General features: G+C 69.7%; 6 protein-coding genes. All 6 read left to right on the plus strand.

The genetic code is table 11. The features are described from left to right. Window positions 1-115: 115 nt before the first annotated feature. Genes ACFYRY_RS23725 through ACFYRY_RS23750 form a run of 6 tightly spaced genes read left to right on the plus strand, consistent with a single transcriptional unit; the run spans window position 116 to window position 14,759 of the window. Window positions 116-1,984 carry a glycoside hydrolase domain-containing protein gene (locus ACFYRY_RS23725; RefSeq protein WP_389148972.1) on the plus strand — a complete coding sequence of 623 codons (1,869 nt, stop codon included), beginning with the start codon at window positions 116-118 and terminating at the stop codon, window positions 1,982-1,984. Further along, window positions 1,981-5,634: a beta-galactosidase gene (locus ACFYRY_RS23730; RefSeq protein WP_389148974.1), complete on the plus strand. Its 3,654-nt coding sequence runs from the start codon at window positions 1,981-1,983 to the stop codon at window positions 5,632-5,634. The genes ACFYRY_RS23725 and ACFYRY_RS23730 overlap by 4 nt, the downstream gene beginning before the upstream one ends. Then, window positions 5,631-9,356, plus strand: coding sequence for a beta-galactosidase (locus ACFYRY_RS23735; protein WP_389148977.1), 3,726 nt, complete (start codon window positions 5,631-5,633; stop codon window positions 9,354-9,356). The genes ACFYRY_RS23730 and ACFYRY_RS23735 overlap by 4 nt, the downstream gene beginning before the upstream one ends. Then, on the plus strand, window positions 9,356-11,374 hold the full coding sequence (locus tag ACFYRY_RS23740) for a TIM-barrel domain-containing protein (RefSeq protein WP_389148980.1): 2,019 nt from the start codon (window positions 9,356-9,358) through the stop codon (window positions 11,372-11,374). Before ACFYRY_RS23735 ends, ACFYRY_RS23740 begins: the two co-directional genes overlap by 1 nt. A gap of 10 nt (window positions 11,375-11,384) precedes the next feature. Further along, entirely contained in the window at window positions 11,385-12,605 is a 1,221-nt protein-coding gene (locus tag ACFYRY_RS23745) for an SGNH/GDSL hydrolase family protein (protein WP_389148984.1), read from the plus strand. 9 nt (window positions 12,606-12,614) lie between these two features. Further along, the gene (locus tag ACFYRY_RS23750) at window positions 12,615-14,759 is read left to right on the plus strand and encodes a GDSL-type esterase/lipase family protein (RefSeq protein WP_389148987.1); all 2,145 of its coding nucleotides are present in this window, start codon (window positions 12,615-12,617) and stop codon (window positions 14,757-14,759) included. Window positions 14,760-14,788 lie beyond the last annotated feature (29 nt).

A 14,788-nucleotide genomic window follows, 5' to 3' on the forward strand; every position in this document is an offset into this window, starting at 1 on the left:
TCCTCCCCCTGAGGGCCTGCCGGGGGCCATCCCCGCTTCCCGGCAGTCCTCCCGCCCCCCAGGGCTCGCCGGGGACCACTCCCTGCACCTCCGTGAGAGAGGGAACCCAGCCCCCATGGCACGTACGTCCTCACTCGTCGCCGGCTTTGTCGCAGGTGTCGTCGTGGCCGCGAGCACCACCGCGATCGCCGTCACCGGTACGGCGACCACCAGCACCGACCTCGATTCCAAGGCCACCACCACCTGGCTGACCGTCAAGGTCGCCGACGCCATGGGCACCAGGGACACCATCACCTGGGTTCCCACCGGCTCCTTCGCCGGCTCCGCGGAGGAGCGGGTCCCGCGCTACCCGATGACCCCCGTACAGGGCAAGGACACCAAGGAGCTGAAGCTGTCCGCCGTGCGCAACGAGCAGGTCTCGGCGCAGTTGGCGATCGCCTCCGGCAAGAATCTGGACAACGTCAATGCCGTGGTCGGCGACCTCACCGGGCCCGGCGGCGCGAAGCTGTCCGGTGCCGGCACCCAGGTCCGGTTCGTCAAGTACGTGCCCGTGCAGCGCTCCAAGAGCGAGGTCGACTGGTCCGCCACCATCGACCAGGTCAGCTCCGGCAAGGAGGTGTCCGGCGACCGCAACCCGGACGTGGTCGGCGACCCGCTGGAGGAGCGGTCCTCGGTGGACGTACCCGCGTACGCGGCGCAGCCGCTGTGGTTCACCTTCCACATCCCCAAGGGGGCCAAGCCCGGCACCTACACCGGCACGGTGAAGGTCAACGCCGACGGCCGTACCCAGAGCACGTACCCGCTGACCATCGAGGTCGCTGACGCGAGCGTGCCCGACCCGAAAAACTACAGCTTCTTCCTCGACGTATGGGCGCAGCCGGAGACGATCGCCAAGAACTACGGCGTCAAGCTCTGGTCCGACCAGCACTGGAGGCTGATCGACACGTACGACCGCGACCTCGCCTCGCGCGGTCAGAAAGTCATCAACACCACCATCGTCGACAATCCCTGGCACCACCAGTGGTCGCTCGGCACCCGGCAGTCGCAGACCGCCACGCCGTACACCAGCATGGTGGGCTGGGCCTGGAACGGGAAGACGTTCTCCTTCGACTTCAGCCGCTGGGACAAGTACGTCGAGACCGCCAGACGTGCCGGTCTCGGGCCCGACATCGGCGCCTTCTCCATGCTGGCGTTCCAGGACCAGGAGCACCTCACCTACACCGACACCAGCACCGGCAAGACCGTCTACGAGAACGTCGATCTGGGCGGCGACCGCTGGCGTCAGGCGTGGGGGACGTTCCTTCCCGCCTTCGAGAAGCACCTGAAGGCCAAGGGCTGGCTGAACGACACCTACCTGTCCTTCGACGAGCGGCCCATCGACACCATGACGGTCGTCAAGAACTTCGTCCACGAGGTCGCGCCGGCCTTCGACGACCGCATCTCCGTGGCAGGTTCCATCAACACCGAAGGCGTCGCGTCCAACCTGTCGGTCGACTGGGGCGGCATCGACGCGATGACGAAGGAGAAGGTGGAGGAACGGCGCGAGGCCGGAAAGATCACGACCTTCTACGTGTACGGCTCGCCCGCCCACCCGAACACGCTGTCCTACTCGCCCGCCGTCGAGTCGCGGATGCTGCCCTGGATCTCCGCCCAGCGGGATCTGGACGGCTTCCTGCGCTGGTCGTACAACAGCTGGACCAGCGATCCCTTCAAGCAGCCGGTGTACATCTTCACGCAGGGCGACGAGTACCTGGTCTACCCGGGCAAGGACGGACCGATGTCCAGCATCCGCTGGGAGCAGCTGAAGGACGGCATCGAGGACTACGAACTCATCGCCCAGCTGCGGAAGAAGGACGGCGGCACCGACAGCGACGCTCTGACCGAGGCGCTCACCACCGCGACGCGGAACCTCGACGGCCGGACGAAGGACGTCAACGACATCGAGACCGCGCGGGCGGCCGTCGTGAAGGGGCTGACGTCATGAGGGGCAAGTGGAGATCTCTGCTCCTTGCCGGAGCGCTGACGGCCATGTCCCTGTCCGGCGCGGGTGTCGTGACACCGGCCCAGGCGGAGCAGCAGACCCCGGCGCGGCACACCGTCACCTACGACCAGTACTCCGTAAAGGTCGACGGAAAACCCCTGTACATCTGGGGTGCCGAGTTCCACTACTTCCGGCTGCCCAGCCCCGACGCGTGGCGCGACGTCCTGCAGAAGATCAAAGCGGGTGGGTTCAACGCGGTCTCGTTGTATTTCGACTGGGGTTACCACTCCTCCAAGCCGGGCTCGTACGACTTCACCGGCACCCGTGACGTGGAGCGGCTGCTCGACGAGGCGGAGCGTGCGGGCCTGTACGTGATCGCCCGGCCGGGTCCGTACATCAACGCGGAGGTCTCCGGTGGCGGCATGCCTGCCTGGCGGTCGACGCAGGCCGGCGTGAACCGTACGTCCGAGCCGGAGTACCTGAAGGCGGCCCGGGAGTGGATGAGCCGAATCAACCCGATCATCGCGCGCCACCAACTCACCCGTGGCACGGGGTCGGTGATCCTGTATCAGGTCGAGAACGAGTACCAGGGCGGTCGGCACGACGCCGACTACATGCAGACCCTCATCGACTGGGCGAAGGAGGACGGCATCGATGTGCCCACCTTCGTCAACGACGGTGGCGCCAACCAGAACTGGGTGAGCGGCAAGGGCGCCCCCGACATCTACGGCTTCGACGCCTACCCGCAGGGCTTCGACTGCAAGGACCCCGACACCTGGAAGAACCTCCCCGACTATGCGTACGTCAACGAGTGGAAGCCCGAGTCCCCGCTGATCATCCCGGAGGCACAGGGCGGCGCGTTCGACCCCTGGGGCGGCACCGGATACCAGGACTGCGCGAAGCTCACCGGCACCGACTTCACCCGGGTGTTCAGCAAGATGAACATCGCGGCCGGAGTGAGCGGCCAGTCCTTCTACATGACGTACGGCGGTACCAACTGGGGCTGGCTGGCCGACCCCAACGCGGTCTACACGTCGTACGACTACGGTGCCCCGATCAACGAGTCACGCCAACTGACTGACAAGTACCAGGAGTTCAAGCGCCTCGGCTACATGGTCAACTCCGTCACCTCGCTGGCGCGCACCGACAAGGCCGAGGCCCCGACCCCCACCGACGACGCCCTGCGCATCGACCGACGGGTCAACCCCGACGACGGCACGCAGTTCTTCACCGTGCGGCACGCCGACACCCGCGTGAAGGACAAGGACGAGACCACCCTGTCCCTCTCGGGCAAGGACGGCGACTACCCGCGCGTGCCCCAGCAGGGAACGATCACCGTCGACGGCCGGGACGCCAAACTCCTCGTCGCGGGCTATGACCTGGGTGAGAAGCAGCGGCTGGTGTACTCCACCTCGGAGATCATGACGCACGCCAAGATCGGCGGCCGGGAGGTGACGCTGCTGTACGGGCGTGCGGGCGAGGCCGGCGAGACCGTGCTGCGGTACGCCGAGCGACCCGAGGTCAAGGTCCTCGCCGGTGATGTCACCACCACCTGGGACGCCGCACGCGGCGATCTGCGGCTGAACTACACGCACAAGGGCCTGGCCCGGGTGCTGGTGAACGGCATGGAACTGCTGATCGCCGACACCGCCGAGACCGCCCACTGGTGGCGGCAGGACACCGCCGCGGGCCCGGTCCTCGTACGCGGACCGTCCCTGGTCCGTACGGCCCAACAGGTGGACGGCACGCTGAACCTGACCGGCGACTCCACCAAGTCCGCGAAGATCGAGGTCATCTCGGACGCCAAGAAGGTCACCTGGAACGGCCGCGCGGTCGCCGTCACCCAGGCGCCGCTCCCCCTCGCGCTGCCCGCGCTGACGACGTGGAAGTACAAGGAGGAGGCACCGGAGGCCGCTCCCGGCTTCGACGACTCGACCTGGACCACCGCCGACCACCTCACCGCCAACAACGCGCAGCTGGCCGGATCGCTGCCGGTCCTCGCGATGGACGAGTACGGCTTCCACCATGGCGACGTCTGGTACCGCGGCCGGTTCAGGACCACCGGTGCGGCGACCGCGCTCGCTCTCGACGCCAAGACCGGCAACACCGGCCAGTACGCGGTCTGGCTCAACGGCCGCCACCTCGGCAGCTCCGGCGACGGCGCGCACACCTTCGACATCCCGGCGGGCACGCTGAAGTCCGGCTCGGACGGCGGGGACAACGTCCTGTCCGTCCTGGTCGAGAACGCGGGCCACAACGAGGAATGGGGCCACGACTATTCCAAGGAGCCGCGCGGTCTGCTCTCCGCCGAGGTGATCGGCGGGGCCTCCACCCTCACCTGGAAGATCCAGGGCAACCGGGGTGGCGAGGACCCGGTGGACACTGCCCGGGGGCCGTACAACAACGGCGGACTGTACGGAGAGCGGGCCGGCTGGTCGCTGCCGGGATACTCCGACGGCAGCTGGAAGAGCACCACCCTGTCCCAGCAGACCGGGAAGACCGGGCCCGGGGTGCGCTGGTACCGCACCACCGCCCCGCTCCACCTGCCGCAGGGCCAGGACAACGCGCTCGCACTCGATCTCGCCGAAGCCGGGGGCAAGACCGGCTACCGCGCTCAGATCTTCGTCAACGGCTGGCTGATCGGCCGCTACCTGCCGAGCACCGGGCCGCAGACACGATTCGTCATCCCCAAGGGTCTCCTGCGCGAGCAGGGCAGCAACACCATCGCGCTGGCCGTGTGGTCCACCGAGGCCGGCGCGGGCCCGGATTCGGTCAAGCTCGTCGACCTCGGCGCCTCGGCGGGCGGGATCAAGGTCGGTACGGTGGCAGCGCCCTCGTACGACGCCACGACCTACGCCATGCCGGCCGCGGGCGCGTACGTCACGGTCGACGCCGAGCCGTTCCTCGCCACCGGCACCGCGACCAAGGTCCCCGTCACCCTCAGCGTGCCGAGGGACGCGCCGAAGGCCTCGAACGTCGCGCTGGCGCTGAAGGTTCCGGACGGCTGGACCGCGACCACCGACGACAGGACCCGTTTCGACCAGGTCCGGCCCGGCGGCACCGTGACCGCGGACTACACCGTCACCCCGCCGGGTGACCCGGTCCACTACGCCGTCCTGACCGCGACCGCCAAGCTCACCCAGCCCGGCCGTCCGGGCACCGTCACCGGTGTACGGGCTGTGCAGGTGCCACCGCCCGCGCTGTCCGCAGACGCTTATGTGAGCGACCTGACCCTGGTCAAGGCGGTCAACGGCTGGGGGCCCGTGGAGAAGGACTCCTCGAACGGGGAGGACGCGGCGGGTGACGGTCGTCCGCTGAGCATCGGCGGCACCACGTACACCAAGGGCCTCGGCGTCCACGCGAACAGCCAGGTCCGGGTCTATCTCGGCGGCGGCTGCACCCGCTTCACCGCCACCGCCGGGGTGGACGACGAGGTCGGCGACGGCGGCAGCGTCTCCTTCCAGGCGATCGCCGACGGCCGCTCGCTCACCACGACCCCGGTGGTGCGGGGCTCCGACGGCGGCACCGACATCGACGTGGATGTGAGCGACGCCCGTTGGCTGGACCTGGTGGTCGACGGTGCCGGCGATGTCTCCTCGGACCACGCCGACTGGGCCGACGCCAAGCTGACCTGCGCGGGAGGCTCCTCGTGAACCTCGCCCGAGTCGGACGTCTGAAGGCCCTGCTGTCCGCGGCGCTGGTTTCCGTACTGCTCGGGGCCCTCGCCGCCGCGGTGCCCGCGCACGCCACGGTTTCGGCCGACGCCGCAGTCGCCAAGCCCAAGCCCCACACGGTCAGTTACGACAAGTACTCCGTCAAGGTCGACGGCAAGCGGCTCTTCGTCTGGTCCGGGGAGTTCCACTACTGGCGGCTGCCCAGTCCCGATCTGTGGCGCGACGTGCTCCAAAAGATCAAGGCGAGCGGCATGAACGCCGTCTCGATCTACTTCGACTGGGGTTACCACTCCCCCGCGAAGGGCCGCTACGACTTCACCGGGATCCGTGACGTCGACAAGCTCCTCGACATGGCCGAGGAAGCCGGGCTCTATGTCATCGCCCGGCCCGGCCCGTACATCAACGCCGAGACGGACGGCGGAGGGTTCCCCGGCTGGCTGATGACGCAGAAGGGACAGGCCCGCTCCACCGACCCCGAATACCTCGACGCCGCCCGCGAGTGGCTCAAGGAGATCGACAAGATCCTCGCCCGCCACCAGGTCACGAACGGCACCGGTCCGGTGCTGCTCTACCAGGTCGAGAACGAGTTGTACGACCCCGAAGGCCGCGACTACATCGTCGATCTCTCCAAGCAGGTGCGGGCCGACGGCATCACCGTGCCTCTCGTCGGCAACGAGCCGATGCCGCAGTACGCGGGCGGCGAGGGCCTGGACTTCGTCGGCGAACTGGACCAGTACAACTCCTTCTGCAAGGGCGAGTGGTGGCTGCCCACGCTCAAGCGGCAGCAGGACGACGCACCGCTGTCGATCTTCGAGGCGGGCACCGGCTGGTTCCAGACCTGGGGCGACACCGGCTACGAGAAGTGCCCGGAGAAGATGGGCCCCGCCTACCAGAAGATCGTCAACAAGCACGAGGTCATGCAGGGCACGACGATCGAGAACCTGTACATGACCTACGGCGGCACCAACTGGGGCTGGCTCGCCGACCCGCGCCAGGTCTACACCTCGTACGACTACGGCGCACCGATCAGTGAGCCGCGCCAGACCGGCGCCGACTACGACGAGATGAAGCGGCAGGGCCTCTTCTACACCACCACCGCCCCGCTCACGGCCACCGATCCGGCCGACGCACCCGCCTCCTCCGACAACGCCGTGCACATCGAGGCGCGTGCCAACCCGGACACCAAAACCCAGTTCCTCTACCTCCGGCACGGCGACCCGATGGCCGACGCCGACGCCACCACCACCTTCGACTGGAAGACCCCGGACGGGACCTATCCGGTCACCGCCCGGCTCAACGGCAAGACCGGCAAGATCCTCGTCGCCGGCCATGACCTCGGCGGCGGCCAGCGGCTCGTCTACTCCACCAGCGAGCTGCTGACCAGCGCGAAGACCGGTGGCCGTACACAAGCCGTGCTGTACGGCGGCGAGGGCGACCCCGGGCAGACGATGCTCCGCTACTCCGCCAAGCCCAAGGTCACCGTGCTCGACGGCAAGGCCGACGTCAGCTGGGACGCCGAGCGCGGCGATCTGAAGCTGGACTACACGCACTCCGGCGTCACCCGGGTCCTCGTCCAGAGCGCCGGCCGCCCCGATCTGCTGCTGCTCATCGGCACCGACGCCGAGGCCGCCGGCTTCTGGCGGCAGGACACGGCAGCCGGTCCGGTCCTGGAACGCGGCACCGAGCTGGTCCGCACGGCCTCCGTCACCGGCCTGGGGACGACCCTCGCCCTCACCGGCGACGCGAAGAAGGCGGGCCCGCTGGAGGTCTTCGCCCCGTCCGGCGTACGGAACGTCACCTGGAACGGCGTACCCCTGAGCGTGAAACCGACCTCCTCCGGCAGCCTGCTTGGCACCGTGCCGGGCCCGAAGGACGTCAGGCTCCCCGAGCTGACCGGCTGGAAGACGTCCGCCGAAACCCCCGAGGCCGCCCCCGGCTTCGACGACTCGTCCTGGACGTACGCCGACAAGCTGACCACCGACAACCCGACCAAGCCCGGGACTCTGCCGGTGCTCTACCAGGACGAGTACGGGTACCACTACGGCTACGTCTGGTACCGGGGCCGCTTCAAGGCCACCGGCACCGAGAAGTCCCTCTCCCTGACCGCCTACGCCACCAACCCGGACACCGGCTCGGCCGCGGTGGGCGCGTACTCGGTGTGGATCAATGGGAAGTTCGCCGGGACGAGTCAGACCGGCCGCAAGACCTTCCCCATCGCCGACGGTCTGCTGCACAAGGGCAAGGAGAACGTGGTCTCCGTCCTGGTCGGCACCATGGGCCACAACGAGGACTTCACCTGGAACAGCGACGACCACAAGCAGCCGCGCGGCCTGACCACGGCATATCTGGCCGGGTCCGACGCGCAGATCACCTGGCGTGTCCAGGGTGCGAGGGGCGGCGAGCAGCCCGTCGACCCGGTGCGCGGGCACATGAACAACGGCGGTCTGTACGGGGAGCGTTCGGGCTGGACCCTGCCCGGATTCCCCGACGGGTCGTGGGACGCGGCCACGCTGCCGACGAGTGATACCACTGCCGGTATCGCCTGGTACCGCACCACCTTCAACCCCAAGCTGCCCAAGGGCCAGGACGTCTCCGTCGGCGTCACGGTCACCGACAACCCCGACCGCGACTACCGCGCCCTCATCTATGTCAACGGCTGGCTGATGGGGAACTACGTCAACGACACCGGCCCCCAGCACACCTTCCCCATCCCCAACGGCATCCTGCGCGCCGACGGCAAGAACACCATCGCCATCGCCTCGTGGAGCGAGGACGCCAAGAGCGGCGGCCTGGGCAAGGTCGGCCTGACCACGCTCGGCAATGTCAGGTCCTCGCTGCGGGTCGCCGATGTGGCCGCCCCGGCCTACGACGCCGCCGCCTACGCCGACCCGGTCACCCCGGCGCGGGTGACCGTCGACGCCCCTGACAGTGTCGAGCCGGGCACCGCCTACCAGGTCACGGCGACGGTATCCGTACCGGGCAACGCCAAGGCGCTCAGTGGCCTCAGCCTGAGGCCGAAGCTGCCCGACGGCTGGACCGCGACCCCGGCTGATCCGGTGAAACTCGGCACCCTCGAACCGGGTGGCTCGGCGAAAGCGCGGTGGACCGTCACCGTGCCCGCCGACCAGAGGACCGGCACCGTCGCGATTCTCCGCGCCACCGCCGACTTCACCCGGGCCGGCAAGCCCGGTTCCGTGACCGGGGAACAGGTGGTGGCGGCGCAGCCACCACCGCTCACGACCGGCGAACACTACGTCAGCGATCTGCCGTTCGCCTCCAGCAGCAACGGCTGGGGTCCGGTCGAACGCGACCAGTCCGTCGGCGAGAACGCCGAGGGCGACGGCCTGCCGCTCACCCTCCACGACACCGTCTACGAGAAGGGCCTCGGCACACACGCCGCCAGCAGCGTGCAGGTGTGGCTCGGCGGCACCTGCACCACGTTCCACGCCGCGCTCGGCCTCGACCAGGAGACCTACGGCCGGTCCGACGGCCCGGCCACCGTCACCTACACCGTCCTCGCCGACGGAACACCCGTCTACGAGAGCGGCACCGTCGACCGGGACACCGCGACGAAGAACATCGACGTCGACGTGGCAGGCGCGCGGCGGCTCGAACTCGTCGTCTCGGACGCCGGGGACGGCAACGCCCTCGACCACGCCGACTGGGCCGACGCCAAGCTGACCTGCGGCGGTGGTGCCTGATGCCGCCTACGGCGAGACGAACCGTCCGCTGCGGCTCGGCGGCGCTGGCGCTGGCCGCCCCGCTGCTGGGCACGGCGCCGGCGGCCGCCGACTCCGGGCCGGTCACCGTCACGACGCCCGCCTACGAACTGCGCGTCGCCACGGACCGGTTGACCGTCACCACCGTGAAAAAGGGCCGGACCGTACTGGCCACCGCACCGGCGGCGTTCCGGTTCCGGATCGGCGCCGACTGGCACATCGTCCGGGAGGTCACCGGCAGCACCCGTGACGGCAACACCCTGCGCGTCACCGCCGCCACCGACCTGCCGGGCGTCACCGTCGATCTGCGGATCGCCCTGCGCTCCGACCGGTACGACATGAACTGGTCCCTGTCGGGCGCCCGGGCCGACACGCTCAGCACGGCGTACGACCTGAACAGTGCCGGGCACTGGTACGGGCACGGCGAGAACAGCGACCAGACCGTCCAGCCGTGGCCGCTGGACTCCGGGCAGGTGGTGGACACCGGGTTCAGCCCGGCGTCCTACCAGGTGGTCTCCCCCTTCTGGTACACCTCCAGTGCCACCGGACTGTGGGCGGACACGAACGACCCGATGGACGTGCGGATCAACTCCGGCGGCAACGGGCTCGGCGAGTTCACCGTCACCGGAGACCGGCCCGCCGCCTCCACGGTGTTCGTCGAGGACACCCCCGCGGCGGTGTACCGGGACCACATCGCGCTGGTCGGCAGACCCGAACGCTCCGACATCCCCTACGAGCAGTACGCCACCCCGCTCTGGAACTCCTGGGCGCAGCTCTACGGCGAGCAGACCCAGGAGAACGTCCTCGCCTGGGCCCGCGCGCTGGCCGGCGCCGGGCTGGGCGGGCACGCGGTGCAGGTCGAGGAGAGCGTGATCGCCTCCGACTTCGGCGAACGCTTTCCCGATCTGCGCGCCCTGTCCAGGCAACTCGGCGCCCTCGGCTTCGACCTCGGCATGTGGACGGGCCTGTACATGCCCGAGACAGCCGCCGACTTCTCCGAAGCCGTCGACAACGGCTATCTGCTGAAGGACCCGTCCGACCCGTCCAAGCCGTGCCTGTTCACCTGGTGGAACGGCCGCCAGACCGGGTTGATCGACCTGGCCAACCCTGCCGCCCGGCAGTGGTACACCGACGATCTCAAGGCCCAGACAAGCGAGTTAGGGGTCGCCGGCTTCAAGTTCGACACCGCTTTCTTCGACGACCGGTGCGCCCCCTACCCGGGGGCCACCCGCGCCGACTACGTGAAGTACGGCACCGAGCTGGCCGACGCGTTCGACCAGCAGGGAGCCGGGCTGAGGGTTGCCTGGAACGCCGCGCAGGCCAAGGGCTTCGCCACCCGCACGGCAGACAAGCCGACCACCTTCGCGGGGCTGCGTGCCGCCGTCTCGGCCAACCTGGCGGTCTCCACGATCGGTTACCCGTTCGTGGAGACCGACATGATCGGCGGCTCGCTCGGCTACCCGCCGCCCACCAAGCAGGTCCTGGCCCGCTGGGCGCAGGCGGCCTCCCTGATGCCGCTGATGTACGCCTCGACCTCGCCCACCGGCGTACGGGACGCGACGACCGGCGAGTGGGTCGGTTACGACCGCGAGACGGTCGACCTCTACCGGCAGGCGATCAAGACGCACGAGAAGCTCGCCCCCTACATCTGGGACCAGGTGCAGGGCACGCTGAAGACCGGCGATCCGATCATGCGGCCGCTGTTCTTCGACTTCCCGAAGGACGAGGCGAGTTACACGGTCGCCGACGAGTGGATGCTCGGCCCGGCCGTGCTGGCCGCGCCGAAGCTCGACGAAGGCACCACCCGGGACGTCTTCCTGCCCACCGGAACGTGGCGGGACGTCACCAACGGCAAGGTCGTCCGCGGCCCCGTGACGCTCAGGGGGTACGCGGCGCCGCTCAGGGTGACCCCGGCGTTCGTGAACCTCAGGGCCGAGGGCGCCGCCAAGGCGTACCAGGCGCTCGCGCGCACCGGCGCGGAACAGCAAACGGAACGATAAGGGGCGTCAGATGCTTGGGATACGCGGCAGGCTCGCGGCATTACTCATGGCGGTCTCGGCCGTCGTGGCGGGGACGGTGGCACCCGCCGAGGCCGGTCAGCAAAGCGCTCGACTCGCCTGGACGGGCACCTGGGCGACGGCGGCCAGCGAGCACTACGAGGTCTCGGGGATGTCCGAGGCGACGGTACGGATGCCGGTGCACACCAGCGTCGGCGGCTCATCCGTGCGCATCCGGCTGACCAACGCCTACGCCACCGACCCGGTGACGATCGGGCACGCGACCGTGGGCCTGCGAGACGGGGGTTCCGCCGTGGCGCGCCCGTACGACGTGCGGTTCGGCGGGAAGCGCGCGGTCACCATCCCGGCGGGCGGCCAGGCTGTGAGCGACCCGGTCGGACTCGCCGTGCCGGCCCTGACCGACCTGGTCGTCAGTCTCCATCTGCCCGGCCAGGTCACGCACATCACCGATCACTGGTGGGCGCAGCAGACCGTGTACTGGACCAACTACGGGGCGGGCGACCACACCGCCGACACCTCCGGCGGCGCCTACACGTGGACCACCACGAGCTGGCCCTTCCTCAGCGGCGTCGATGTGACCGCGCCGAGGACCGGGGCGGTGGTGGCGCTCGGCGACTCGATCACCGACGGGTCCTACTCGACGGCCGACACCAACCGGCGCTGGCCCGACCTGCTGTCGGCCCGGCTGAACGCCTGCCTGCCGGGCGCCGGAGTACTCAACGCGGGCATCACCAGCAACCGGATCACCGCCGGGAGCGCGACGAATCCCTCGGCGCTCGACCGGCTCGACCGTGACGTGCTCTCCCAGCCGGGGGCGCGGACCCTGATCCTCTTCGAGGGGATCAACGACCTCGGCGGGGCGAGTGCCGAGCAGATCATCGCCGGGATGACCGAGATCGCCGCCCGGGCGCACCAGCGCGGGATGCGGGTCGTCGGCGCCACGATCACTCCGTACAAGGACTTCACCTGGGGCGGTTGGAGTGAGGAGACGGAAGCGCGGCGACAGCAGGTCAACGCGTTCGTCCGGGGCTCCGGCACGGTCTTCGACGACTACGCCGACTTCGACCGGGCGGTCCGGGACCCGGCGGATCCGCAGCGGCTGGGCGCGGCGTACGACTCCGGTGACCATCTGCACCCCAACGACGCCGGCATGAAGGCATTCGCCGACTCCATCGACCTGACATCGCTCGGCCTCGGCCGCGGCTGTTCCTGAGGAGGAACCGTGTCCAGACGGCTTGAACACCCGCGGGGGTATCGAAGATTCGCAGTGCTGGCCACAGCGTTGGCGGCCACCGTGGCAGCTCTGCTTCCGGTGGCACCGGCCGCGGCCGAGACCACAGCGCGGGGGTGGACGGGGACGTGGGCGACCGCCCAGCACGCCGCGTACGACCCGGGCACCTCGGAGGTGACGGTTCGGATACCGGTACGGGTGAGCGCCGGCGGGTCGGGCGTACGCATCCGCCTGACCAACGACTTCACCACCGAGCCGGTGACCATCGGACACGCGACCGTCGGACTCCGGGACGGCGGATCCGCCGTCACGAAGCCGCAGAGGCTGCGGTTCGGCGGGAAGAGCGGGGTGACGATCGCGGCCGGCGGGCAGGCGGCCAGCGATCAGGTCCAGCTCACCGTTCCCGCCCGCAGCGACCTGGTCGTCAGCCTGTACTTCCCCGGCCGGCTCACTCACATCAGCCAGCACTGGATGGGCCTCCAGACCGTCTACTGGACACCCGACGGCGGCGGCGACCACGCCTCGGACGCCGACGGGGACGCCTTCACCAAGACCGACTCCACCTTCCCGTTCCTCACCGGTGTCGACGTACAGGGCGGCAACGCGGCGGGTGCCGTGGTGGCGCTCGGTGACTCCATCACCGACGGCGCGGCCTCCACCTCGAACGCCAACCGGCGCTGGCCCGACTATCTGGCGGGGCGGCTGTCCGCCTGTACGGCCACCGCCGGAGTGCTGAACGAGGGCATCAGCGGCAACCGGATCACGGCCGGGGTGGACGGCAACCCGTCGGCGCTGGACCGGCTGGAGCGCGATGTGCTGTCGCAGCCGGGTGCCCGGACGGTGGTCCTCTTCGAGGGCGTCAACGACCTCAGTTGGGGCGGTGCCACCGGTGATCAGGTGATCGACGGCATGAAGGAGATTGTGCGCCGCGCCCACGAACGCGGGCTGCGCGTGATCGGCGCGACGGTCGTGCCGTATCGCGGCTGGGGCGACTGGTGGACCGAGACCAAGGAGGCCGACCGGCAGAAGGTCAACACGTTCGTCCGTGACGGCGGCGTCTTCGACGACTACGCCGACTTCGACAAGGCCGTACGGGACCCGGACGACCCGACCCGCTACGCCGCCGCGTTCGACTCCGGTGACCATCTGCACCCCAACGACGTCGGGATGAAGGCCTTCGCCGACGCCGTCGACCTCACCACTCTCGGGGCGGGCCGCGACTGCCCGTCGGCCCGCGTGCGGCTCACCCCGTACCGGCCGACCCTGCAGGCAGGCGGCGACGGCACGGAGATCAAGTCGACCGTCACCAACACCGGCAGCAAAATGGTCACCGAGGTCAGCACGCGCCTCGCCCTCCCCGACGGCTGGTCCGCCGAACCGGCCGGCAGCACGAGGACCCGCTCCCTCGCCCCGGGTGACAGCGCCACCGTCACCTGGACGGTGACCCCGGCGGCCGACGCCGCCTGGGGCACCCACGAGATCGGCGTACGCACCTCCTTCGTCCAGGACGGCCGGACCCGCCGCGACTCCGACAGCGTGGACGCCACGGTGACCCCCGCTCCGTCCGCGGTGCGAGCGCCGTATCTGACGACCGCGACCACCGAGCAGGCCCAATTCGCCCAGAACGGCGAGCAGTTCGCCATCTGGGCGGGCGGCCAGGACCTGTCCGGCTGGAAGGACGAGAAGGCGGCGGTCTACCTCGCCGACGCCGCGCCGCCGTCCGGCACCGTGACCGCCCGGGTCGTCGGTCAGACCGGCAGCGGCCCGTCCGCCAAGGCGGGGATCGCCGTGGCCAACGACCTCACCGCGCCCGAGGCCGGCGGGTACGCGGTGCTCACCATGTCCGCGCAGTACGGCCTGGAGTTCATGACCGACAGCGACGGCGACGGAAAGCTCGACACCTGGGCCGGGGGCGGCAGTTCCTACCACCCGGCCTGGCTGAAGATCGTCCGCGCGGGCACCGCCTACACCGCGTACGCCAGTTCCGACGGCACCGCCTGGCAGCAGGTCGCCGGCGCCACCGTTCCCTCCGCGAGCGGCACCGGCGACGCCGGTCTGATCGCGAGCGCGGTCAACCTCAACTACCCGGGCCAGATCACGACCGCGCTTTTTGACTCCTTCTCCACCCACGAGTGAGAGGCATGTTGATGCGAGTCAACCGCAGA

Origin of the sequence: Streptomyces sp. NPDC005263, assembly GCF_042872365.1 — a bacterium.
Classification (GTDB): domain Bacteria; phylum Actinomycetota; class Actinomycetes; order Streptomycetales; family Streptomycetaceae; genus Streptomyces.

Bases quoted from the DNA above. Each gene is read 5' to 3' on its own strand.
- ACFYRY_RS23745 (WP_389148984.1), top strand. From the start codon at position 11,385: ATGCTTGGGATACGCGGCAGGCTCGCGGCATTACTCATGGCGGTCTCG.
- ACFYRY_RS23725 (WP_389148972.1), top strand. From the start codon at position 116: ATGGCACGTACGTCCTCACTCGTCGCCGGCTTTGTCGCAGGTGTCGTC.
- ACFYRY_RS23740 (WP_389148980.1), top strand. From the start codon at position 9,356: ATGCCGCCTACGGCGAGACGAACCGTCCGCTGCGGCTCGGCGGCGCTG.
- ACFYRY_RS23730 (WP_389148974.1), top strand. From the start codon at position 1,981: ATGAGGGGCAAGTGGAGATCTCTGCTCCTTGCCGGAGCGCTGACGGCC.